The sequence below is a fragment of the Rhizobacter sp. genome, from assembly GCA_021153565.1.
Classification (GTDB): Bacteria; Pseudomonadota; Gammaproteobacteria; order Burkholderiales; family Burkholderiaceae_C; genus Albitalea.
In genome coordinates this window covers 1-21296 of the sequence record JAJKJU010000081.1, presented here as the reverse complement: position 1 = coordinate 21296, position 21296 = coordinate 1, and the positions used below count along the sequence as shown (strand labels likewise).

At 62.8% G+C, this 21296-nt stretch carries 19 protein-coding genes and 1 pseudogene; 10 read left to right on the top strand and 10 right to left on the bottom strand.

Translation table 11 applies throughout. From position 1 onward, the window contains the following. Nucleotides 1–49: 49 nt before the first annotated feature. From AC30NL_RS05195 to AC30NL_RS05180, 4 genes are all read right to left on the bottom strand, one after another. On the bottom strand, nt 50–1099 hold the full coding sequence (locus AC30NL_RS05195) for a homocysteine S-methyltransferase family protein (RefSeq protein WP_489462948.1): 1050 nt from the start codon (nt 1097–1099) through the stop codon (nt 50–52). Between the two features lie 70 nt (nt 1100–1169). Next, the gene (locus tag AC30NL_RS05190; protein WP_489462947.1) at nt 1170–3467 is read right to left on the bottom strand and encodes an ATP-binding protein; all 2298 of its coding nucleotides are present in this window, start codon (nt 3465–3467) and stop codon (nt 1170–1172) included. Nucleotides 3468–3604: 137 nt separating this feature from the next. Continuing rightward, entirely contained in the window at nt 3605–3877 is a 273-nt protein-coding gene (locus AC30NL_RS05185; RefSeq protein ID WP_489462946.1) for a BTH_I0359 family protein, read from the bottom strand. 99 nt (nt 3878–3976) lie between these two features. Beyond that, a complete protein-coding gene (locus AC30NL_RS05180; RefSeq protein ID WP_489462945.1) occupies nt 3977–5032 on the bottom strand; it encodes a DUF3108 domain-containing protein in 1056 nt (351 codons plus the stop codon). Nucleotides 5033–5084: 52 nt separating this feature from the next. Here AC30NL_RS05180 and AC30NL_RS05175 point away from each other — a divergent pair, with 52 nt between their 5' ends. The 8 genes from AC30NL_RS05175 (at nt 5085) to AC30NL_RS05140 (ending at nt 13791) form a co-directional block, all read left to right on the top strand. Next, nucleotides 5085–6080, top strand: a complete 996-nt coding sequence (locus AC30NL_RS05175) for a fumarylacetoacetate hydrolase family protein (protein ID WP_489462944.1) — start codon at nt 5085–5087, stop codon at nt 6078–6080. 38 nt (nt 6081–6118) lie between these two features. Further along, a complete protein-coding gene (locus AC30NL_RS05170; protein WP_489462943.1) occupies nt 6119–7096 on the top strand; it encodes a TraB/GumN family protein in 978 nt (325 codons plus the stop codon). A 282-nt stretch (nt 7097–7378) separates the two neighbouring features. Next, on the top strand, nt 7379–8020 hold the full coding sequence (locus AC30NL_RS05165; protein WP_489462942.1) for a PhaM family polyhydroxyalkanoate granule multifunctional regulatory protein: 642 nt from the start codon (nt 7379–7381) through the stop codon (nt 8018–8020). Between the two features lie 26 nt (nt 8021–8046). After that, a complete protein-coding gene (locus tag AC30NL_RS05160; RefSeq protein ID WP_489462941.1) occupies nt 8047–9270 on the top strand; it encodes an FIST signal transduction protein in 1224 nt (407 codons plus the stop codon). Between the two features lie 19 nt (nt 9271–9289). Beyond that, complete coding sequence (locus AC30NL_RS05155; RefSeq protein ID WP_489462940.1) at nt 9290–10795, top strand: FAD-linked oxidase C-terminal domain-containing protein; 1506 nt, start codon at nt 9290–9292, stop codon at nt 10793–10795. Between the two features lie 11 nt (nt 10796–10806). After that, nucleotides 10807–11904, top strand: a complete 1098-nt coding sequence (gene glcE, locus AC30NL_RS05150; protein ID WP_489462939.1) for a glycolate oxidase subunit GlcE — start codon at nt 10807–10809, stop codon at nt 11902–11904. Nucleotides 11905–11916: 12 nt separating this feature from the next. After that, nucleotides 11917–13149, top strand: coding sequence for a glycolate oxidase subunit GlcF (gene glcF, locus AC30NL_RS05145; protein WP_489462938.1), 1233 nt, complete (start codon nt 11917–11919; stop codon nt 13147–13149). Nucleotides 13150–13320: 171 nt separating this feature from the next. After that, complete coding sequence (locus AC30NL_RS05140; protein ID WP_489462937.1) at nt 13321–13791, top strand: SET domain-containing protein; 471 nt, start codon at nt 13321–13323, stop codon at nt 13789–13791. Between the two features lie 14 nt (nt 13792–13805). Here AC30NL_RS05140 and AC30NL_RS05135 read toward each other — a convergent pair whose 3' ends face one another. The 5 genes from AC30NL_RS05135 to AC30NL_RS05115 form a co-directional block, all read right to left on the bottom strand. Then, on the bottom strand, nt 13806–14228 hold the full coding sequence (locus tag AC30NL_RS05135) for a hypothetical protein (RefSeq protein WP_489462936.1): 423 nt from the start codon (nt 14226–14228) through the stop codon (nt 13806–13808). 342 nt (nt 14229–14570) lie between these two features. Then, a complete protein-coding gene (locus tag AC30NL_RS05130) occupies nt 14571–15197 on the bottom strand; it encodes a thioredoxin fold domain-containing protein (protein ID WP_489462935.1) in 627 nt (208 codons plus the stop codon). A 195-nt stretch (nt 15198–15392) separates the two neighbouring features. After that, complete coding sequence (locus AC30NL_RS05125; protein WP_489462934.1) at nt 15393–16352, bottom strand: DMT family transporter; 960 nt, start codon at nt 16350–16352, stop codon at nt 15393–15395. A 7-nt stretch (nt 16353–16359) separates the two neighbouring features. After that, nucleotides 16360–18426, bottom strand: coding sequence for a M13 family metallopeptidase (locus AC30NL_RS05120; protein ID WP_489462933.1), 2067 nt, complete (start codon nt 18424–18426; stop codon nt 16360–16362). Between the two features lie 208 nt (nt 18427–18634). Further along, a complete protein-coding gene (locus AC30NL_RS05115; protein ID WP_489462932.1) occupies nt 18635–18970 on the bottom strand; it encodes a hypothetical protein in 336 nt (111 codons plus the stop codon). Between the two features lie 181 nt (nt 18971–19151). Between AC30NL_RS05115 and AC30NL_RS05110 the strand changes: the two genes are divergently transcribed. Together AC30NL_RS05110 and AC30NL_RS05105 are read left to right on the top strand one after the other, a co-directional pair. Next, on the top strand, nt 19152–19439 hold the full coding sequence (locus tag AC30NL_RS05110) for a helix-turn-helix domain-containing protein (RefSeq protein ID WP_489462931.1): 288 nt from the start codon (nt 19152–19154) through the stop codon (nt 19437–19439). Further along, nucleotides 19439–20836 (top strand): type II toxin-antitoxin system HipA family toxin, encoded by a 1398-nt coding sequence (locus AC30NL_RS05105; protein WP_489462930.1) that lies wholly within the window; start codon nt 19439–19441, stop codon nt 20834–20836. The genes AC30NL_RS05110 and AC30NL_RS05105 overlap by 1 nt, the downstream gene beginning before the upstream one ends. 195 nt (nt 20837–21031) lie before the next feature. On the opposite strand, the pseudogene AC30NL_RS05100 reads toward AC30NL_RS05105, so the two are convergent. Continuing rightward, a pseudogene (locus AC30NL_RS05100) lies at nt 21032–21193 on the bottom strand (hypothetical protein); the annotation flags it as partial. Between the last annotated feature and the right edge of the window lie 103 nt (nt 21194–21296).

The window sequence follows — 21296 nt, the reverse complement described above, 5'->3', positions numbered from 1 at the left end:
CAGATTAGGGCTACAAGTCGCTGCAGCCCTGGTGAAACCCCGGATGGGCCTATGCGGCCAACAACCCCGTGAACGGCACGTTGTGCAAGCACCGCGGCTGATACTTCCCTACCCGCTGTGCAATCTGCGCAATGTGCGCCGGCGTCGTGCCACAGCACCCACCCGCGATGTTCAAGAAGCCCGACTTGGCGAACTCTTCGACCAGGCTGCCGGTGATCTCGGGCGTCTCGTCGAAGCCCGTGTCGCTCATCGGATTGGGTAGCCCAGCGTTCGGGTAGCAACTGATGAAGGTGTCGCCCGCGACTTTCGCCAGTTCCTCGATGTACGGCCGCATCAGGGTCGCACCAAGCGCGCAGTTCAGCCCCACCGCCAACGGCCGGGCATGACGCACGCTGTGCCAGAAGGCGCTGACCGTCTGCCCCGAGAGAATCCGGCCCGATGCGTCGGTCACCGTGCCCGAGATGATCACCGGCAGGCGTTCGCCGCTGTCTTCCATCAATTCATCGAGCGCAAAGATCGCGGCCTTCGCATTGAGCGTGTCGAAGATGGTTTCGACCAGGAACAGGTCGCAGCCGCCTTCGAGCAGCCCTGATGCCTGCTCGTAGTACGCCACCTTGAGCTCGTCGAAAGTCACGTTGCGCGCGGCTGGATCATTCACATCGGGGCTGATGCTCGCTGTGCGCGGCGTGGGGCCGATGGCGCCCGCAGCGAAACGCGGCTTGTCGGCGCTGCTGAATTTCTCGCAGGCCTCGCGGGCCAGCTTTGCCCCGGACACATTCAACTCTCGGGCCACATGGGCCAGGCTGTAGTCCTCTTGCGCCACCGTGGTCGCGCCGAAGGTGTTGGTCTCGATGATGTCCGCGCCCGCCTCAAGATATTGCTCGTGGATCTCACGGATCACGTCCGGCCGTGTCAGTTGCAGCAGGTCGTTGTTGCCCTTCAGGTCTTTCCCGTGATCGCGAAAGCGTTCGCCCCGAAAATCCGCCTCGCCGAGCTTGTAGCGCTGGATCATTGTGCCCATCGCGCCATCGAGGACGGCAATGCGTTGCTTGAGGATCTCTGGCAGCGACTGGGCGCGGGTGTACTGAATGGCTTTCATCTGACCATTGTAGAAAGGCCGTCAAGCCCCTGCCGCACCGGTTTCGCCGCCAGGCCACACACTGTGGATTTCAGTGACGAAAACCAATGCCCCGCCGCTGGCGGACTTCGGGTTTTACCTTGTGTTCGGTCTCGAGTTGGGCGAGGAATTCGTCCGGCGCGAAACCAACGCCCAGGATGTCCACCTGCCGCTTCACCGCAGCGAAATCGCCTGGTGATATCTGATCGAGTTCGACCAGCCGATCGTGCTGTTCCACCGTCAGCGCCGCTGCATCGCCGTTCAGCACCTCGGCGATGAACATTCGCTCGCGCTGCTCCACAGTGAGCGCCTTGAAGCGGATCTTGAACGTAAAACGCCGCAGTGCCGCCTCATCCAGTTCGTCGAAGAGATTGGTCGTGCAGATAAAGATGCCGGCATAGCGCTCCATACCTTGCAGCATCTCGTTGACCTCGCTCACTTCGTAGTTGCGCTCGGCCATGCGCCGGCTCCGCAGGAAACTGTCGGCTTCATCGAGCAGCAACACCGCCTGTTCGGCCTCGGCTTCCTCGAACATCGCAGCCATGTTTTGCTCGGTCTCACCGACAAACTTGCTCACGAGGTCCGATGCTTGGCGGACCATCAAGGGACGTTGCAATTCGTGCGCGATGTGCTCGGCCAACGCCGTCTTGCCGGTGCCCGGCGGCCCGTAGAAGCACAAGGTGCCCAGACCCTTGCGGCGCAGTGCCTCGACGATCTTGGGCACCTCGAAACGCGACGCGGTATTGACGAGCGAGAGATCGTAGGACGTGACCACGCGGCGCGGTCCGCGCCCGAAAAGGCCGTTGCCCAGCGCCTTGTCTGCATTGCCGATCTGCCGCTCGATCAGCGCCTCGACGTGGCCGGCCTCGTTCGCCAGGCGGGCGAACTTGACCGCGGTTCGCACCTGTGCCGGTGTGAGGCCCTTGCGCTCGGCCAGCTTGGCTGCAAAGCCTTCGGAGACGGGGACGCCGGCCAAGGCACGCGTCACAAGTGCTTCGCGCGCGCCGGGCGGCGGGCTCTTCAATTCGAGGTGGTACTGGAAGCGGCGGCGAAACGCCGGATCGATCTGCTCGATGCGATTGGTCACCCAGATCACCGGCACGGGATTGGTTTCGAGGATCTGGTTGACCCAGGCCTTGCCGCTCACACTGCCGCTGGGCGCACCGTCGCCGGTGTCAAGCCGCGCCATCAACTGCGCAGCATCGGTGGAGATTGGCGGGAAGACGTCTTCCACTTCGTCGAACAAGAGCGCGACGTTGCTGCCGCCCTTGAGGAAAACCTGGCTGATCTGCAGCGAGCGATACCGGTCGCGGCCGCTGAGCGAGTTGCCGTCACGGTCGGCGTATTCCACCTCGTACAACTCGAGCCCCGCCGCCTGCGCCGCCACCTTGGCGAGTTCCGTCTTGCCGGTGCCGGGCGGGCCGTACAGAAGCACGTTGACGCCCGGCTCCTTGTGCGCGACCGCATTGCGCAACATGGCGGTCAAGACCTTCTGGTCGTCGCCCACGTAATGGAAGTCGGCCGGCGTCAGCTCGCTGCGCGTTGCGGGCCGCGTGAAAACAGCCATCAAATCCGACGGACCCTCGTACTGGCGCATGAGCACCGGCGGCAGTTGCTCGCTCACTTTCATCAAGTCGGCGAGGTCGGTGATGTTGTGTTCCGAAATCAGATTCTCGACCATGCCGATGCGTTCGAGTCGCGAGCCTGCGCGCAGCGCTTCGGCCACTTCGGTCTCGTTGACACCCGCCACGGACGCGATCGCGGCATAAGCCTCCTGCGCATTCGAGACCTTGAACTCAACCAGCAAGCCGCGCAGGTCGCGCTGGTAACGAGCCAGCGTTCCATAGAGCAGCAAGGCGCGCTCGGCGGGGTTGAGCTGCAGCAGACCAGCCAATGCGTCGATGTTCTTCTCGACGAGCGTCGACTCCTTTTTCAGACTCCGATCGAGCCAGTCTGCCGTCGCGCCCAAGACAGCGAGCAGATCCTTGGGTGCGTCCTTGATGTATTCATCGACGTAGAAAAACAGCGTGGCTTCTTCATAGGGGCCGCGCCAGCCACCGTGGCGCGCCATGAAGACCTCGTCGCTCAGCGACTCATGGCCTTTCCACTGCTCATTGCCCTTGCAACGACCGTTGAGGAATTCGCGCAGTCGCGCGAGCACGGAAGTGGGCCAGACCAGGTGACGCCCGGTGAGCGAGAGCAGACTGTTCCAGTCGCGACGCAAGTTGAAGCGGCCGACGTGGCGCATGGTCAGCGTGAGGACGAACTGCGAACACATGCGGTCCAGTACCGGCGCCTCTTTCAGGCCGGGGGACAACACCGCGCGTGCATCGCTCAAGCTCTTGCCCATGGGACCCTCCGGGAAGGGGACAACCATCTTGGCGCAGCATGCACCAAGCAGCAAGCCCCTTTTATCCTGGGCCCGATCGGCTACAGGTCACGCGTGAGATATTGCTTGAACCGTCGTGAGGCCATTTCGCCGGTATTTCAATGCAGGATCACGGGGTGCTGCATCAACGACGAGAACCGGCCGAGGTACTCGTCGATCTCTTCTTCCGAGGGCTGGCTTTCGATGAGCGCTTCGACACCCTCCTTGAAACTTTGCGCGAGGGCACCTTCGATGAAGATTTCGCGCCGCGCGAACTTGTCGACGATTTCATAACCGCCGCGATTGAGGGCGGACTCGCTTCCCTCTTCGGACGCGTTGGGCACGTCGAACATCACGACCGCGAAACTATCCGAGTTGTAAAGCATTTGCATCAAGAACTCCTTGATCAGGAAGCTGAGTCCTACAACGCAAATTTCAAGCCATGGGTCTACCGCCGGAAGATGTGTCTCAATCGGGCCAAATCCTCAGGATCATGGCGACTGGATGTCTCGAAGCAGCAATTCGAAAATGTCGCCACCCGCGGTAGCGGTGAAACGGGCACGCACCGGGAGATGGTGGCGCGTGGGCGCGAGCCACACCTCTACCGACCTGTCGTAGACCTTGCGCGGCTCGCGTGTAAATTTGACCGTGTGCAACGGGCCGGAATCGCTGCGCAGGGTTTCCGCCCCCACATAACGAAAGACCCACAAGTCGGCATCGCCGCTGGCGCCCGAGACGAACATCGAGATTTTTCCGTCGGGAGTGGCGAGTTTCGGGTCGGCGTTGAGGATGGCTCCGATCTGAATCATCCAGCTCACGCGGTCCTGGGCACCGGGGATGAGGGGGTATTCGACCTGCGGGCCGGAATAGGTGATCTTTCCTTTGTCGCGCTGGAAATTGGCAGCATTGGCGGCTCGGCGCGAACGGGTATCGGTGTAGCGCAGCGGCGCGAGACCGTTGGCATCAAAAACACCGACGCTGATCTGTGTGATCAGGTTCATGCCGGCGACGCTGCCTTCAAGGCGAGCTTCGTACCGGTCTGCAGCAGGCTTCCAGGCAAGTTCACCGGATCCTGAAAGGGATCCCTTGCGCAGCTCGTAATGCAGGGTTGCGGCCGGCGGCATCTCGGTGCGATATACGGGCACCGTCACTTCGGTGGGGCCGGCAGGCATGGCCAAGGCATTCACGAGTTCGGTATCGGCGGGGATGGCGGCGAGTTCGCTCGGTGTCTCGATCGCGCCGGATGAGGCGACAGACGGAGCCGGTTCCGCTAACGGGGCAGCCACACCTTCAATGGATGCCCGAGGATGCGAGCGCTGCACGACAGGAACCGGCGTTGGAACAGCATGCGAAGGCATCGGGGCAGGCACGTCCCGCACCTGCATCGCCGCGACTGTGCCAGACGGCTCCAGCACACCGATTTCCACATCACCTGTCCCCAGCAAGCACCAGTGCATCACGGCAGCAACGATCACCGAACACCACAGCACGCGCAATCTCGGGCGCCGATGACTGCGAGGCAAAAGCTGCGAGGGATCGGTGAGCATCGACAATGGGAGGATCAAAAAACATCGGGCCCACGACACGCCCTCGGCAACCATGAAACTCGCAAGCTACAAGGATGGTTCTCGCGACGGTCAACTCGTCGTCGTGTCGCGCGACTTGAGCACGGCCCATTATGCGACGGGCATCGCCACCCGACTGCAGCAGGTTCTCGACGACTGGAACTTCCTCTCGCCGCAGCTCGAAGAGCTTTCCCAGACGCTCAACCACGGCAAGGCGCGCCACGCGTTCGCCTTCGATCCCAAACTGTGCGCCGCCCCCCTGCCCCGCGCATACCAATGGGCCGACGGCTCGGCATTCATCAACCACGTCGAGCTCGTTCGCAAGGCCCGCAACGCCGAGGTGCCGGAGAGCTTCTACACCGATCCGCTGATGTACCAGGGCGGCAGCGACGACTTCATCGGCCCCTGCGACAACGTGATCGTGCCGAGCGAAGGCTTCGGCATCGATTTCGAAGCGGAGATGGCGGCGATCACGGCCGACGTGGGCATGGGCACAACCCCGGACGAGGCACTCGAAGGCATCCGACTGCTGATGCTCGTCAACGATGTCAGCCTGCGCAACCTGATTCCGGCCGAACTCGCCAAGGGCTTCGGCTTCTTTCAGAGCAAGCCCGCCACCGCGTTCAGCCCCGTCGCGGTCACGCCCGACGAACTCGGCGGCGCCTGGAAGGGTGGCCGAGTGCACCTGAACCTCGAAAGCGTCTGGAACGGCAAGCGCGTGGGCCTGTGCGACGCCGGGACGGAGATGACCTTCCACTTCGGCCAGTTGATCGCGCACATTGCCAAGACTCGCAATGTGCGCGCGGGCAGCATCATCGGATCGGGCACCGTGAGCAACAAGGACTGGTCGCGCGGCTACTCGTGCATCGCAGAAAAGCGCGCCATCGAGACCATCGAGACAGGCGCGCCCAAGACGGAATTCATGCGCTTCGGCGACACCATCCGCATCGAGATGAAGGGATCGGATGGTGCGAGCATCTTTGGCGCGATCGATCAGAAGATCGCGCCGCTGTACACAGCCTCGGCCTGATCCTTCGCGGCGCCTGGACCAGGACTTAAGCTCTCGCAATGAAATTGATCCACCATCTCATCGCAGGGCGCCCGTTCAGATGGCTCATCGCCGCATTGCTGGTGAGCACCGGCTTTCATGCCCATGCCGACAGCGCGCGGCCCTGCCCGCCGGCGGCACAACCACCAGCGCTGGAGGACGCCGCGTCCCAGACGGCGGTCGATCGCGGTTTCATGTGGCGAATCCAGAAGGACGGGCGGGTCTCCTACCTCTACGGCACCGTTCATGTTGCAAGGCACGACTGGGCCTATCCAGGTGCAACGCTGATGAGCGCCATGCGGGACAGCGACGTGGTCGCGCTGGAGCTCGACGTGCTGGACCCGGCCATCATGCAGCGCCTTTTCGCGGGCATGGCACCTCGTCCGCAGGACGCCGTTGACGATGCGCTGAAGGCGCGACTGATCACGCAGATCCAGGCCGCTTGCCTGCCCGAGCAGTTGCTGGAGTTGATGTCAGCTGAGATGGCTTCGACAACCCTCGTGGCGATGTCCGCCCGGCGCGACGGGCTCGACCCGACCTACGCGATCGATCGATCGTTGTCCCTGCTTGGCCACAAGCTCGGTCGGCCGGTGATCTCCCTTGAGACGCCCGAGCAGCAACTGGCGGCGCTTCGCAGCCGCACCCGGCAGGAAGCGCGGGAGAGCATCGAACAAACACTTCATTCTCTGGAGACCGGTGAGGCGAGTCCCATGCTGCGCCGCATTGCCCGCGTGTGGGCCGAGAGCCGCTACGGCGAGCTCGATCGCTACGACGAGTGGTGCCAGTGCATGTCCACCGACTCCGAGCGCGCCTTGATGAAGCGATTGCTCGACGACCGCAACCCTGCGATGGCGCAGCGCATCGACGCACTGCATGTCGGCGGCAAGCGCGTGTTCGCCGCTGTGGGCAGCCTGCACATGATCGGGCCGCTGGGCCTGCCACAACTTCTGGCCAAACGGGGCTACAAGGTGGAAAAGGTCGAATTCGCGAGGCAGTGAATAAGGACATGGCCCGGAATAAGTTCCCGTTTTGGGGGCGCTGGGCGGGATGCGATGCAAGGCGCTCCGAGCGCCGTGTGGCGAGCCACACAAGTGCGGAGCAACGCCGCAGCGCGCCCGCCCAGCACCCCCAAAACGGCAAGTTGTTTCGGGCCATGTCCTAAGTTCCGCAGAGCAGTGAATCACTGCACCAGTGATACTTGCGCGAAGGTCGGGGTCGCATCTGCCAAGGGCGCCACAACCCATGCACAATGAGTCGCATAACGACTGCAAGGAGACTTCATGGCCGACGCGCCTGCCTTCACCAAGCTAGTCCCCGGTTTCGACTTTCTTCAGGACCTAGTAAAGAACGCCGGCTCTGCCTTGCCCAACATCGGGCAATGGATCGCGCCGACGCTGAATCCCGAGGAACTGGAGAGGCGCATCGAGGAGCTGCGTACGGTGCAGTTCTGGCTGGAGCAGAACGCTCGCATGCTAGGCGCCACCATCCAGGCAATGGAAGTGCAGCGAATGACCTTGTCGACCCTCAAGACCATGAACGTGCAGATGGACGACCTGCGCGACTCGCTCAAGATCCGCATGCCGGGAACGGACACGGCGGCGCCCGCGGCGGACAAGGCCGAGGCACCCCCGCCGCCTGCAGCCAAGACGGCCGCAAAGAAGACATCCCGTTCGGCGAAGGCCGACACCGGCACGTCGCCCGTCGACCCGATGCAGTGGTGGGGCGCGCTGACCAAGCAGTTCACTGAACTTGCCACCGCCGCGATGAAAGACACCGCTGCCGACGCCGCGAAGAACCTTGCAACGGCGATGGTCAAACAAGGCGTCGACGCGGCCGAACAGACAATCAAGAAAACCGTCAGCGCGCCCGCCCCCGTGGCGCGCAAGTCGACCACGGCCGCCCGCAAGCGCAAATCCACCTAGATACTTAAATTCTCACGGCGCCGGCCATGAAACTGTTTCTGCACGCACACGCCACGCACGCGGACGGGAAAACGGCCCTCGCCCAGGCGGCGGCGCAGATCGAGGCGCAGCGTGTCCACGCGGTCATCAGTCAGCCGACCATCGGCTGGCTCTACCTGACCGATCACCTTGGCGGGCAGGCCGAAGCGCTTCTTGCGGACGCGCAACGGCGCTGGCCGGGCACGGCCTGGGTCGGTGCGGTAGGCGTGGGCATCTCGGGCAACGGAGTCGAGTACTTCGATGAACCTGCGGTGTCCCTGATGCTGGGTGACATCCCGCGCGAGTGCTTCAAGGTGTTTTCGGGCATTCGCCCGCTCGGCGCCTTCGATGCGGCCACAGCGCAGGTTCACGCTGACCCGAACACGAGCGATCTGTCTGAGTTGATCGGCGAGCTGGCGGACCGCACATCGACCGGCTATCTCTTCGGCGGCCTGGCGTCAGCGCGGGCGGACGTGCCGCCCGGTGAGCGCTGGCCGGCACGGTGCGCGCACATCGCCGACGGCGTATTCGAAGGCGGCTTGTCGGGGGTTGCCTTCAGCGCAGACGTGGCGATGATGTCGCGCGTGACTCAGGGCTGCCAGCCGGTTGGGCCAGTGCGGCGCGTCACTGCCTCCCAGCGCAACGTCGTGCTCACCCTCGACGATGAGCCCGCACTCGACTGCCTGCTGCGCGACATGGACATCAACGACCGCGAGCCTCGTGAAGCCCTGCCCCGGCTGCGCCAGACACTCGTGGGTTTGAGCGATTCACAGGACAACGCGTTGTCGCGGGCCGGGCAGTTCGGCAACGACACGCGGGTGCGGCATCTGGTGGGACTCGATCCGGCGCGCAATGGCATCGCCATCGGCGATGTCGCGCCGGTAGGCACGCAACTCACGTTCTGCAGCCGTAACACGATGGCGGCGAGGCGCGACCTGGTGCGCATCTGCAGCGAGATCCGGGAGGAGCTGGCGCCGGCAGCCTTGTCGCTGGAGACGGCGCTTGCCTTGAAGGGAACCGGCATCGAACAGGCACCGCAGCGGATCGCGGGCGCGGTGTACGTGAGTTGTGCCGGACGAGGCGGCGGACACTTCGGTGCGCCGTCGGCGGAGCTTGCAATCGTGAGGCACGCCTTGGGCGATGTTCCGCTGGTCGGGTTTTTCGCAAGCGGCGAGATAGCACGGCATCACCTCTACGGGTACACGGGCGTCCTGACTGTTTTCACAGCCTGAGAGGCCCGGGGACCTGCCTATGAACGCCCCACTGCGAAACGACTCTGCCACCCCCGTCACCGACCGCGTCCAACGTCGCACCCAGGTGGTGGCCGAACTCAGCGCCGTGCTGCCCAAGCATGCCTTGCTCTGGCATACCGAGGACACCATTCCCTACGAATGCGACGGGCTCACCGCCTATCGCCAGCAACCACTGGTCGTGGCTCTTCCCGAGACCGAAGCGCAAGTCGCCGCCGTGCTTCGCACCTGCCATCGGCTCGACGTGCCAGTGGTGCCTCGAGGCGCCGGAACGGGCCTGTCGGGCGGTGCGCTTCCACATCGGCGGGGGGTGACCCTCAGCCTCGCCAAGTTCAACAAGATCCTCTCGCTCGACCCCCACGCGCGCACGGCGCGGGTGCAATGCGGCGTGCGCAACCTCGCGATCAGCGAGGCCGCCGCACCACATCGCCTGTACTACGCACCCGACCCGAGCAGCCAAATCGCCTGCACCATCGGCGGCAACGTGGCCGAGAACTCGGGTGGCGTGCACTGCCTCAAGTACGGACTCACGCTGCACAACGTATTGCGCGTGAAGGGCTTCCTGGCCGACGGCGAGGCGGTGGACATTGGCAGCGAGTCGCTCGATGCGCCTGGCCTCGACCTGTTGACCGTGCTGGTCGGCAGCGAAGGCATGCTCGCGGTCGTGACCGAGGTCACCGTCAAGCTCATTCCGATGCCGCAGGAGGCGCGCTGCATCATGGCGAGCTTCAACGACATCCGGCATGCAGGAGATGCGGTGGCAAACGTGATCGCCGCCGGCATCATCCCCGCGGGGCTCGAAATGATGGACAAACCAATGACGGCGGCCGTCGAGTCCTACGTGCATGCTGGCTACGACCTCGATGCCGCAGCCATCCTGCTATGCGAGAGCGATGGCACGCCCGAGGAAGTGGACGAGGAGATCGCGCGCATGGTCGACGTGCTGCGCTCGAGTGGTGCGAACGGCATCCAGGTGAGCGAGAACGAGGCGCAACGGCTCAAGTTCTGGAGCGGCCGCAAGAATGCCTTTCCGGCCAGCGGTCGCATCAGCCCCGACTACATGTGCATGGACTCGACCATCCCGCGCAAGCGGCTGGCCGACATTCTGATCGCCATTGCGCAGATGGAAAAGAAGTACGGCCTGCGCTGCGTCAACGTCTTTCATGCGGGCGACGGCAACCTGCATCCGCTCATCCTCTACGACGCGAACGACGCCGACCAGCTCCGTCGCTGCGAGCAGTTCGGCGCTGACATCCTCGAAACGAGCGTGGCCCTGGGCGGCACGGTGACGGGCGAGCACGGCGTGGGCGTCGAGAAACTCATGTCGATGTGCGTGCAGTTCTCGGCCAACGAACGCGAACAGATGCTCGGCGTGAAACATGCCTTCGACCCGAAGGAGCTGCTCAACCCCGGCAAGGTGATTCCCACCCTGGCGCGCTGCGCGGAAGGAGGCAAGATGCACGTGCATCGCGGCTTGCTGCCCTTCGCTGACATCCCTCGCTTCTGAAGAAGACTGACATGCCGGACACCGACCCCGCGCTGAGGCGATTGGTCGACCAGGTGAAATCGGCCGGCACCCACGCCGAGACCCTGGACATTCGCGGCGGCAACACCAAGGCCTTCTATGGAGAAAAACAGCAAGGCGCCATTCTCGACACGACTGGACTTCGAGGCATTTCGGTCTACGAACCAACCGAACTCGTCATCACTGCACGCTGCGGGACGCCGCTGGCCGAGCTCGAGGCGACGCTCGCCGAACGCGGCCAGTACCTGCCCTTCGAGCCGCCGCATTTCGCGCCCGGCGGCGGAACCGTCGGCGGCATGGTGGCCGCAGGTTTGTCGGGGCCGTCGCGCGCCGCGGTCGGATCGGTGCGCGACTTCGTGCTCGGCGCCACGCTGCTCAACGGTCGCGGCGACGTGCTGAGCTTCGGAGGCCAGGTGATGAAGAACGTTGCAGGCTACGACGTTTCGCGCCTCCTCGCCGGGTCGATGGGCGCGCTGGGCGTGATCCTCGAGGTCTCGCTCAAGGTGCTGCCGATGGCGAGCGCGAGCGCCACGGTGCGGTTCCAGATTGACGAGGCCACCGCGCTGCAGCGTCTGAACGAATGGGCTGGAAAGCCCTTGCCGATCAACGCGAGTGCCTGGTGGAGCGACACGCTCGTGGTGCGGCTGCGCGGTGCGTTCGCGGCGGTCAATGCGGCCATCGATGCCCTGGGCGGCGACCTGATCGAAGCCGACTTGGGTCCACCGTTCTGGCAAGGGCTTCGCGATCATACCGACGAGTTCTTCGCGCATGCAGGCAAGGCCGTCGACGGTGGCGCGACGCTCTGGCGCTTGTCGGTACCGAGCACCACACCACCATTGAAACTACACGGCGAGACACTCGTGGAATGGGGCGGAGCCCAGCGCTGGCTTGTGAGCGCACAGGCCGCAGCCCAGGTGCGCGAGGCGGTGAAATTGGCGGGTGGCCACGCGACGATCTTTCTCGGCAAGGACAAGTCGGCGGGTGTGTTCGCACCGCTCGCGCCGGCGCTCATGCGCATCCACCGCAATCTCAAGAAATCCTTCGACCCAGCCGGTGTGTTCAACCCCGGCCGTCTGTATACCGGGCTCTGAGACTGAGTCTTCATGCAAACCCAACTCGCGCCTGAATTCAAGAACACGCCTGAAGGCGAAGCGGCGGAAGGCATTCTTCGCAAGTGCGTGCATTGCGGTTTTTGCACCGCCACCTGCCCCACCTACCAGTTGCTGGGCGACGAACTCGACGGGCCGCGTGGACGAATCTATCTCATCAAGCAGGTGCTCGAAGGCCATGCACCCACGCGCAAGACCCAATTGCACCTCGACCGCTGCCTCACCTGCCGCAATTGCGAAACAACTTGCCCCTCGGGCGTGCAGTACGGACAACTGGTGGAGATCGGGCGAAACATCGTCGAAGAGCGCGTGCAACGGCCTGCGGGCGAGCGGGCCGTTCGATGGCTGCTCAAAGAAGGTCTCACATCGCCTCTTTTCGCGCCAGCGATGAAAGTCGGCCAATTGGTGCGGCCCCTGCTGCCCGCGAACTTGCAAAACAAGGTTCCTGCCAAGGCAGGAGAAGAGACGCATCGCTGGCCCAACCGGTCGCACCCGCGTGCCGTGCTCTTGCTGATGGGCTGCGTGCAGCCGGCGATGATGCCCAACATCAACAGCGCAACTGCGCGCGTGCTCGACGCGGCCGGCATCCAGACATTGGTGGCCGACGAGGCAGGCTGCTGCGCAGCCATCAGGCTACACCTGAGTGACCACGAGGGCGGTCTCGCCGACATGCGGCGCAACATCGATGCATGGTGGCCCACCGTGTCGTCGGGAAAGGTCGAGGCGATCGTGATGAACGCGTCGGGCTGCGGCGCGACAGTGAAGGACTACGGGCGTGCGTTGGCCCATGACCCGGCGTATGCCGACAAGGCCCAGCGAATTTCGGAGCTCACGAAGGACTTGAGTGAACTGCTGCCCGGTCTCATGCCAACGCTCAAGAACAAGGTTCGTCGCCGCAAGGTCACGCGCCTCGCCTTCCATTCGCCGTGCACTCTGCAACATGGGCAGCAATTGCGAGGCGGTGTGGAAACGGCACTCAACGAACTCGGCTTCGACGTGCAAGTCGCGCCACGAGAAAGTCACCTGTGCTGTGGATCGGCGGGAACGTATTCGATGCTTCAGCCGGAGATGGCCTATGCCTTGCGCGACCGCAAGCTCGGCCAGCTTGAACCCTTGAAGGCACAGGCTATCGTATCGGCCAACATTGGCTGCATCCAGCATTTGCAGAGCGGGACGCAGACGCCGGTGAGGCATTGGGTGGAGGTCGTGGACGAAGCGCTTTGGTAGCCCGAAAGGCACGAATCTCGGCTTCGTTCTGGAACGGAGCTTGCAGAATCGGGACGAGCCTGCCGGCATATCAATCGCTCATTATTTTTTTCGTGTATCAACTCCCTGACCATCGAGCGCAAGCAGCATCTTGCTTGCAGCAAATGGCCTGGCCTTTATCTTTCGATAGACATGATTACCAAGACGAAGCTCTCATCCATCGCCGAAGACACTGAACTTGAAGTGCGGCACAGCGACATCCACGGCATCGGCACCTTCGCCCTGTGCGGCATGCCACGTGGCCATCTCGTGGGCCGTTACGAGGGGCGGCGCTATGCCCCGGAAGAGGAGAACGACCGGCAGTGGGATCAAGAGCTGACCTATGTCTTCGGCCTGTCCGATGGCACGCTGATCGACGGCGCGGAAGGCGGCAACGCGACCCGGCACATCAACCACTCGTGTGCGCCGAATTGCGAGGCCTGCGAAGAAACCGACGAGGACGGTCAGTTGCAAATCCTGATCCACACACGACGGCGAGTTCGACGCGGGGAAGAACTCTTCATAGACTATCGCCTCGACGTGGGCGATTCAGAGCCGGCGGACTACCCATGCCGGTGCGGGGCGGCGGCGTGTCGCGGCACCATGGCGAACACCGAAGCTTGAGAGCAGGCCTAAGCCTAAGACGAGCCGCGCAGCTTGTCGATGCGCTGGCGGGCAGCGCGCGAAACGAACTGACGCTCGAAATAGTTCGCCTGCGTGAGCAGTTGTTGGCCCTGCGCCTGGCAAGCGTCCTGCGCGCGGGCAAGATCGTCTGGCGACACGGTGGACTGCGCCTTTTCAGCGGCTTTCAGCAGTGCATCGGCTTCAGGGCCGCGCACGCCTTGCTTGTAGACGGAGCCGACGAAGGCAAACGAGGCCGTCACGACCGGCAGCAATTGCACTTCTGCTTCCGCATCGCCTTCGCGCATCCGCTTGGCCATAGGTTCGGCTCGGGCATGCAGTGCCGCCACACAAGCCGCCGCCTGCTTCGGGCTCGGATCGGCGAGCGCTGTCCCAGCCCAGAGGGCCAGGATGCAGGTGGAAACTCTTGAAAAACGCATTTGCAGGGAACTCCGGGGGCAGTGTTTTCAGGAGGCGGGTGCTCAATTCGGGCAGGACGGTCTTCGACCGGGGACCTCATGACAGGATTCCGGTCTGTTTCAAACGTCCCAAATCCCATGCAGGGGCGTGATTTTCAGAACGTTTAATACCACTCTCAGGACGACGACTCTTCCAACGAAGACAATTCTTTTCATTCCCCGCGGGGAGGCGACCCACAACGTGGCGCCGCGGCACTTCGAAGTGCGATTCAGCACAAAAGGCCGAAGCGGGCATTCCCAAGGGACCGAAAGGTCCCTTTTTTTTGCCTTCTAGCCTAGCGAGGCCTTCCGTTCAGGTGCTTGTTAAAGCCCCACCATTTCTACCAACTGCTCGGCTGTCACTGCCCCGTCGTGCTTGCCGAACTGTCCGTTCTTGCTGTTGCGGTAGACGATCAGCGGCACGCTTTCTGCGCCGAGCTGCTTGAAGATGTCTGTGTTGGCCTGGACCTTCTTGATGACTTCGCCGCCCACGCTCTGATTGGCGGTGATGCCTCCACCATGGGCAAGCACGCTGGTCTCGTTCTCGTTCATTGCGGCCGCCGGGTCGGGTGAGGCCAGAATGGTTGCGCCCTGAGGCGCCGACGAGCTGCGCAGCAGGCCGATGGGCATCCACACAATCTTCAGCTTGGTGGACAACGACTTGGCGTTCGTCCACAACTGGGCGCAATGTGGACAAGTGGGGTCGAAGAAGACGTAGACCGTGTTGGCTGCCATCACCGGGCCGGTGGTGAAGCCGGTGCCCTTGGATGCGGCTTCGTAAACGTCACGCGGCGAAGACTGAGGACTGGCCGTTGTGGCCGAGGCGCTGGATGCGGCCGGCGTCGCTGTGGTGGCGGACTCCGAAGTCGGTGCCGGCTTGTCGCAGGCAGCGAGGGTCAGAGCAAGAACTGCGAGCACGCTCGCGTTGATAAGGGAACGTTGGCGATTCACGTAACGGGGTCCTTCCAGGTGGTGCATGGCAACAAAGTTTGGGGACGATCTTGGCAAAGGAGTTCTGACCTCCTTGCGCGACATATCGAATTTACAGCTCCACGCAGGCAATTTTCCGCACTTCAGGGGCTGAGAGTTTTTCAAAAGCGTCCGGGGGTTTTGGGCGAATGAGGGCATGATCAACACTCTCAGCCTCTAGGATTTGGCCACGAGCGGGACGGGCTTGGCGCGCAGTGCCCACATGACCCCGGCCAAGAGCAGCGTTACGCCCGCAAGGGTAGCGCTTGCAGGCAGCGCGCCCCGCAGAATGAAGGCATAGGCAAGGGCCGCCAGCGTCTCGAAGACGATCAACTGCCCTGCCAGCGTGGTCGGCAGGCGTTGGCTGGCTTCATTCCAGCACATGGTGCCCAGCCATGAAGCCAGCAGGCCGATGGCGAGCATGAGGCCAACGAAGAGCGCAGGCGTCGGTCCGAGCGGCATGGAAAACGCCTGCCCACTGACGCTGTTCCATATCCAGAACCCCGCGTAGCCCAAGAAAGCCATCGGAAGCGTCGCGAGACCTTGCGCCGTCGCCCACGTGCGCGGGCTGCGATCGGGATGGGCACGCAGCCAATCGGCATTGCGGATGGGGTACCAGGTCCAGCAGATCAGAGCACCGATGGCGAGAAGCGCGCCCCACACATAGCTGCCGATGTCGGCATGGTTCTGCGCACGCAGATGGTCGATCTCGACGTGATTCACGAGCGCGATGCCGATTCCGATCAAGGCAAGCGAGGTTGCGAGCTTGCGCCAGGGGAGCCGTCCATCGCGTTTCGCATCGCGCAAGTTGGAACTGATGGCTATCACCACCGGCAAGGTGCCGATGATCATCGTCGGCAGCGGCCCGCCCGCACGCTGGATCGCGGCGGCGAGACACAGGTAGTACAGCAAGTTGCCCACCGTCGACAGCTTGAGCGCCTCTGTCCAGTCGCTGCGCGTGAATTGCGCGAGCCTTGCGCGATCGAACCAGGAGAGGGGAACGGCGATCACGCCGAAAGCCAGGTAGCGTGCAAACGAGAGCAATGCCGCAGGGTACTCCGGCAGCATCAGCGGGGCAATGAAGACCAAACCCCACATCAGGCCCGCAGCCAGCGCGAACAGGGCTCCAATGAACACGACCGTCTCACCACACCTTGCAGGGCTTCTCGCGCACCATGGGCTGGCCGGGCTTGCACATGAACGCCTGTGCAAACTCGGGCATGTTGGCCACCACGCCATTGATGCGATATCGCGCCGGCGAGTGCGGATCGGTCAGCGCGCGCAGGCGCAAGATTTCAGGCCGTGCGTTGGTGCAGGCCCATTGGGCGTAGCCGATGAAAAACCGCTGCTCGGGCGTGAAGCCGTCCACCGGCTCGAGCTTCTGGTTGGCCGTGGTCGCCTTCCACGCCAGGTACGCGATGATGGTGCCGCCCAAATCGGCCACGTCTTCACCGACGGTCAGCTTGCCGTTGATCTTGATGTCGTCGATGACTGTGTACCCTGAGTACTGGTCGACGATGCAGGACGTCCGCTTCGTGAACTCGTCGGCGTCTTTCTTCGTCCACCAGTCACGCAGGTTGCCCTTCGCATCGAACTGGCGTCCTTCGTCGTCGAAGGCGTGCGTAAGTTCGTGGCCGATGGTGGCGCCGGTGTTGCCGAAGTTGGGTGCATCGTCCAGCTTGGGATCGAAAAGTGGCGGCTGAAGAATGCCTGCCGGGAAATTGATGTCGTTCATCTGGGGGCTGTAGTACGCGTTGACGGTGGGCGGCGTCATCTCCCATTCATTGCGGTCCACAGGCTTGCCGACCTTGGCAACCTGGCGCTTCGACTCAAAGGTCTGGCTGCGCTGGACGTTGCCGAAATGGTCACCACGGCGCACTTCAAGTGCACCGTAGTCACGCCATTTGTCGGGGTATCCGATCTTGTTGACGAGGGTGCGAAGCTTTTCGAGCGCAGCCGCTTTCGTCGATGCGCTCATCCAGTCGAGGGTCGCGATGCGCGCTTCCATGGCGCGCTCGATCGCCTTCGTCATGTCCGCGGCTCGTTGCTTGGTCTCGGCCGCGAAGGTGCGCTTGGCAAATACCTGGCCGAGTGCTTCGCCAAGGTCTCGATCGACCGCGCGCACGCAAGTCTTCCAGCGCGGGGGCATCTTCTCGATGCCGCGCAGCTTGGTCGAGAAGAAATCGAAGTTCGCCTGCACGAATGGCCTGGACAGATTGGCCGCCTGCGCGTCGACAATCTTCCAGCGAAGGTAAGTCTTCCAGTCGGCCAGCGAGCGCTTGCCGAGCATGATGTTGAGCTTCTTGAAGAACGCCGGCTGGGCGACGTTGATGGCCGCTTCGACGGGCACGTCAAGGGTCTCGAGATAAACCGGCCAGTCGAAGTTCGGCGCGATTTTCTTGAGCTGCGCAAGCGTCATCTTGTGATAGACCTTGTGCGGATCGCGGCGGTCTTCGCTTTTGAGCGACGAGCGGGCCAGATCGGTTTCCATCGCGAGCACGGTGTCGGCATTGGCAGAGGCCGTTTGATGCGAGTCTCCCAGCAGCTCAAACATGCGCGCGAGATGCGCGCGGTAGGCGCTGCGGATGTCCTTGGACTTGGCATCCGTCTTCAAGTACTGCTCGCGGTCCGGCAGACCCAGGCCGCCAGCGTCCGCCGTCGTGATGACTTGCGAAGAGTTGGCGAAGTCTTGCTCGGAGGCAAACCGGAAGATTGCGTTGTCGGTGCCCGTCAGGTGCAGCCACGCGGTGAGCCGGGCCGCGTCCTTCGTCTTCGTAAGCTTGGCGACTCTATCGAGCGCGGGCTGGATGGGGTCGGCGCCCGCGACGTCGATGGCCGACTCATCCATGCAGGACGCAAAGTAATCACCGGTCTTCTGCTCTGAGGGCGTGCGATCAAGGCGCGCCACCGAGACCTCGTTCAGCAGGCCCCAAAGGAAGTGCAGGTTCTCGTCATGCAGCTTGCCGTAGACACTCCAGCTCGATTGGTCGGCGGGAATCGGATTCTTCTGCTCCCAGCCGCCGCAGGCGTAGCGATAGAAATCCATGCAGGCTTCTGCGGTCTTGTCCATCGACGTGAGGTCGAGGCTCGGCGAGTACGGCAGCGAAGTGATCGGCCCGTCGGGCGCGGACTGCGCGAAGGTCGACACGGACGGGGTCAATGCGAGCGATGCAGTGATCGCAATGCACGACAAGATGCTGTTCGGGGCCATGGTTCGAGCTCTCTCGTGCGAGGTTCGCTGGAGCTTCTCAGCCTCTCAGAGGCTGAGAGTATTTCGAGCGTGTCCGAGCAGCACGTCAAAAGGCACCTGATCTAGGCGCAAAGCGCAGCCATAGCTCGTGCTATGGCCAGCATTTGCAACGACGAGCAGGGGTCTTTTGGCGTGATAAGCGGGCATGATCGAAATCCTCTCAGCACTCTCAGTGCGCCTTGCCCTTGGGACGCTCCATCGCCGCGCCGGGCGCGTGGAAGGCGACTTGTTCCGGTTGGAGGTTGCCCTCGTCCGGCGCAATCAGTTCGGACCGCATCGATATCGCCACCGACGCCGGATTGACCTTGCTATTCGGGTGCGCCGCTGCCTCGACCATGTTTCGGTACAGGTTGCTCGGCAGCAGCATGGCGAGCTCCAGGCTCAGTTCGTTGGCGCGGTCGTAATCCTCGACAGGAGAGGTCTTGTCGAGCGATCCGACGAGTACGAGGTAGAGGGCAACCTTCTCGGCCAGGTCAAGTTTTTCGCGTGCTGGGAGATTTTTCATGACAGCGTCCTGTTGGTCTTGGGGCGACAGCGTACCGCAGTGGTCGCTGAAACGGCTCGAGGAATGCGCGCAATCACCTTTGGCGTGGGGACGCAATTTATGCCAATTTAGGCATATGTTTACACATATTCCTTATTGGCAATATTTGACATATATGCCAAAAGAGGAATACGCTGCACCAATGAGCTACTTCATCCTGACCCCTGCTCAACTATCAGCTCACTTGCGTGCACTGCGCCAAGCCAAAGGCTTGAGCCAGACGGCGCTGGGCAAGGTTCTGGGTGTGGGGCAGGCACGCATCGCGCGCATCGAAGCCAATCCGACATCGATCAGCGTGGACCAATTGCTCCAACTGCTGTCGGCCCTCGGCGTCCAGATGTCGCTGAGCCCGATGGGCGCCACCGAGCTCAAGGCGAATGAACCCTCCGTACCCAATGGGCTGCCCAAGGCCGGCGAAGGCGACTGGTGATGCGCGATGCACTCAACGTCTGGATGAATGGGGAACTGGTCGGCGTCTGGTTTTCCACTCGCTCAGGCAACCCCGCGTTTGCCTACGAAGAATCGTGGCTACGCTCGCCGGCGGCACGAGCACTGTCGCTGTCGCTGCCGATCACCGCAGGCCGCGAGATTCGCGGGCCAGCGGTCGAGAACTACTTCGATAACCTCTTGCCGGACAACGAGCAGATCCGCAAGCGCCTGCGCTCGCGCTTCAAGGCCCGATCAACCGAAGCTTTCGACCTGTTGTCGGCCATCGGCCGCGACTGCGTGGGCGCCGTGCAGCTCCTGCCCACGAACATGAGCCCCGATGGGTGGGACCGCATTGAAAGCGAGCCCCTCACGGACGATGCTGTCGAGCGCATCCTCAATGGCGTCACCTCCGACACACCACTCGGCATGCGCGACACCGATGACGACATTGACTTCCGCATCTCCATCGCGGGCGCCCAGGAAAAAACCGCGCTGCTCAAGTTCGGGGACATCTGGCGGCGTCCGCACGGCGCCACCCCGACCACCCACATCCTCAAGCTGCCGCTCGGCCTCATCGGTGGACGACTGATCGACATGTCCGAGTCGGTCGAAAACGAATGGCTGTGCGCACAAATCGTTCGCGAGCTAGGCCTGACGTCGGCCGAGACGGAAATGGCCACCTTCGGCAAGAAAAAGGCGCTCGTCGTCAAGCGCTTCGACCGCCGGTGGCAAGGTGTTGCAAGCGCCGGTGAAGAAGACCAAGCCGGCTTCAATCCGAAAACCGGCACCTGGATCGCCCGACTGCCTCAAGAAGACTTCTGCCAAGCCACCGGCACCTCTCCCGACAACAAATATGAAAAAGACGGTGGCCCGTCCATGCGGACCAGCCTCGAACTGCTGGCAGCCAGCGAGCAAAGCGAGCTCGATCGCAGCCGCTTCATCCGCACCCAACTGGCGTTCTGGCTGCTCGCGGCCATCGATGGCCATGCCAAGAACTATTCGATCTTCCACCGGCGTGGCGGCAGCTTCGCAATGACACCGCTCTACGACATCCTCTCGGCATGGCCCGTCATGGGCGAGGCACCGAACAAGATCTCACGCCACAAGGCGACACTTGCGATGGCTGTGCGTTCGAAAAATGCGCACTACAAGCTGCTCGAGATCCGGACGGAGCATTGGTTCGGGCTTGCCGAGAAAAGCGGCATCGCCGGGATGTGGGGGCAGATGGTGGAGATGGTGGAAGGGGTCGATGCGGCACTTGCCCGGGTTCAAATTGTCTTGCCGAGCAACTTTCCGCCTCGTGTCTGGAGTGCGGTCGAACAGGGCACACGCGACCACGCAGTGAAATTCCTCGACGGCGTCAAGCGCGTCCTGGCCGACGTCAAAGTTCCGCTGTAGAAACGCGCGATCCGTTCCGGCTATCCAGCTCTGGGGAGTTCCAACGAACGGGGCAGCAATTCAAGCCAACGGCTGCCTGCCCCCGAGTTCGGTGACCAACCAAGAAGAAGCCCCCCGACGTTTTTTCGTCGAGGGTTTCAAGAACGCCGGCTCGACAGTGGGGCGCTCACGTCCAGTCAAACCGATCGATGGCGATCAGCGGACTTTGCCTTCCTTCCAGGCGTTCAACAGCTTGTCATACTGAATCGTCTCGCCCTTCGGCTTCTCGTTGGCCAACTTCTTCCACGGCGCGCCCTTGTCAGACAGGTACTTGTTGGGGTCACCCTTCGGATTTAGCTTGGGTGCGCAGTGCGCCATGCTGAGCACGGCCAAGAATCTTGATGGCGTTGGCTGCGGAATTGATCAAGCAGCGCGATGTGCCGTAGAAGATCTCCCTCAGAGATCTTGAATCAACGATCCC

Bases quoted from the DNA above. Each gene is read 5' to 3' on its own strand.
- AC30NL_RS05195 (WP_489462948.1), bottom strand. From the start codon at position 1,099: ATGAAAGCCATTCAGTACACCCGCGCCCAGTCGCTGCCAGAGATCCTC.
- AC30NL_RS05190 (WP_489462947.1), bottom strand. From the start codon at position 3,467: ATGGGCAAGAGCTTGAGCGATGCACGCGCGGTGTTGTCCCCCGGCCTG.
- AC30NL_RS05185 (WP_489462946.1), bottom strand. From the start codon at position 3,877: ATGCAAATGCTTTACAACTCGGATAGTTTCGCGGTCGTGATGTTCGAC.
- AC30NL_RS05180 (WP_489462945.1), bottom strand. From the start codon at position 5,032: ATGCTCACCGATCCCTCGCAGCTTTTGCCTCGCAGTCATCGGCGCCCG.
- AC30NL_RS05175 (WP_489462944.1), top strand. From the start codon at position 5,085: ATGAAACTCGCAAGCTACAAGGATGGTTCTCGCGACGGTCAACTCGTC.
- AC30NL_RS05170 (WP_489462943.1), top strand. From the start codon at position 6,119: ATGAAATTGATCCACCATCTCATCGCAGGGCGCCCGTTCAGATGGCTC.
- AC30NL_RS05165 (WP_489462942.1), top strand. From the start codon at position 7,379: ATGGCCGACGCGCCTGCCTTCACCAAGCTAGTCCCCGGTTTCGACTTT.
- AC30NL_RS05160 (WP_489462941.1), top strand. From the start codon at position 8,047: ATGAAACTGTTTCTGCACGCACACGCCACGCACGCGGACGGGAAAACG.
- AC30NL_RS05155 (WP_489462940.1), top strand. From the start codon at position 9,290: ATGAACGCCCCACTGCGAAACGACTCTGCCACCCCCGTCACCGACCGC.
- glcE (WP_489462939.1), top strand. From the start codon at position 10,807: ATGCCGGACACCGACCCCGCGCTGAGGCGATTGGTCGACCAGGTGAAA.
- glcF (WP_489462938.1), top strand. From the start codon at position 11,917: ATGCAAACCCAACTCGCGCCTGAATTCAAGAACACGCCTGAAGGCGAA.
- AC30NL_RS05140 (WP_489462937.1), top strand. From the start codon at position 13,321: ATGATTACCAAGACGAAGCTCTCATCCATCGCCGAAGACACTGAACTT.
- AC30NL_RS05135 (WP_489462936.1), bottom strand. From the start codon at position 14,228: ATGCGTTTTTCAAGAGTTTCCACCTGCATCCTGGCCCTCTGGGCTGGG.
- AC30NL_RS05120 (WP_489462933.1), bottom strand. From the start codon at position 18,426: ATGGCCCCGAACAGCATCTTGTCGTGCATTGCGATCACTGCATCGCTC.
- AC30NL_RS05115 (WP_489462932.1), bottom strand. From the start codon at position 18,970: ATGAAAAATCTCCCAGCACGCGAAAAACTTGACCTGGCCGAGAAGGTT.
- AC30NL_RS05110 (WP_489462931.1), top strand. From the start codon at position 19,152: ATGAGCTACTTCATCCTGACCCCTGCTCAACTATCAGCTCACTTGCGT.
- AC30NL_RS05105 (WP_489462930.1), top strand. From the start codon at position 19,439: ATGCGCGATGCACTCAACGTCTGGATGAATGGGGAACTGGTCGGCGTC.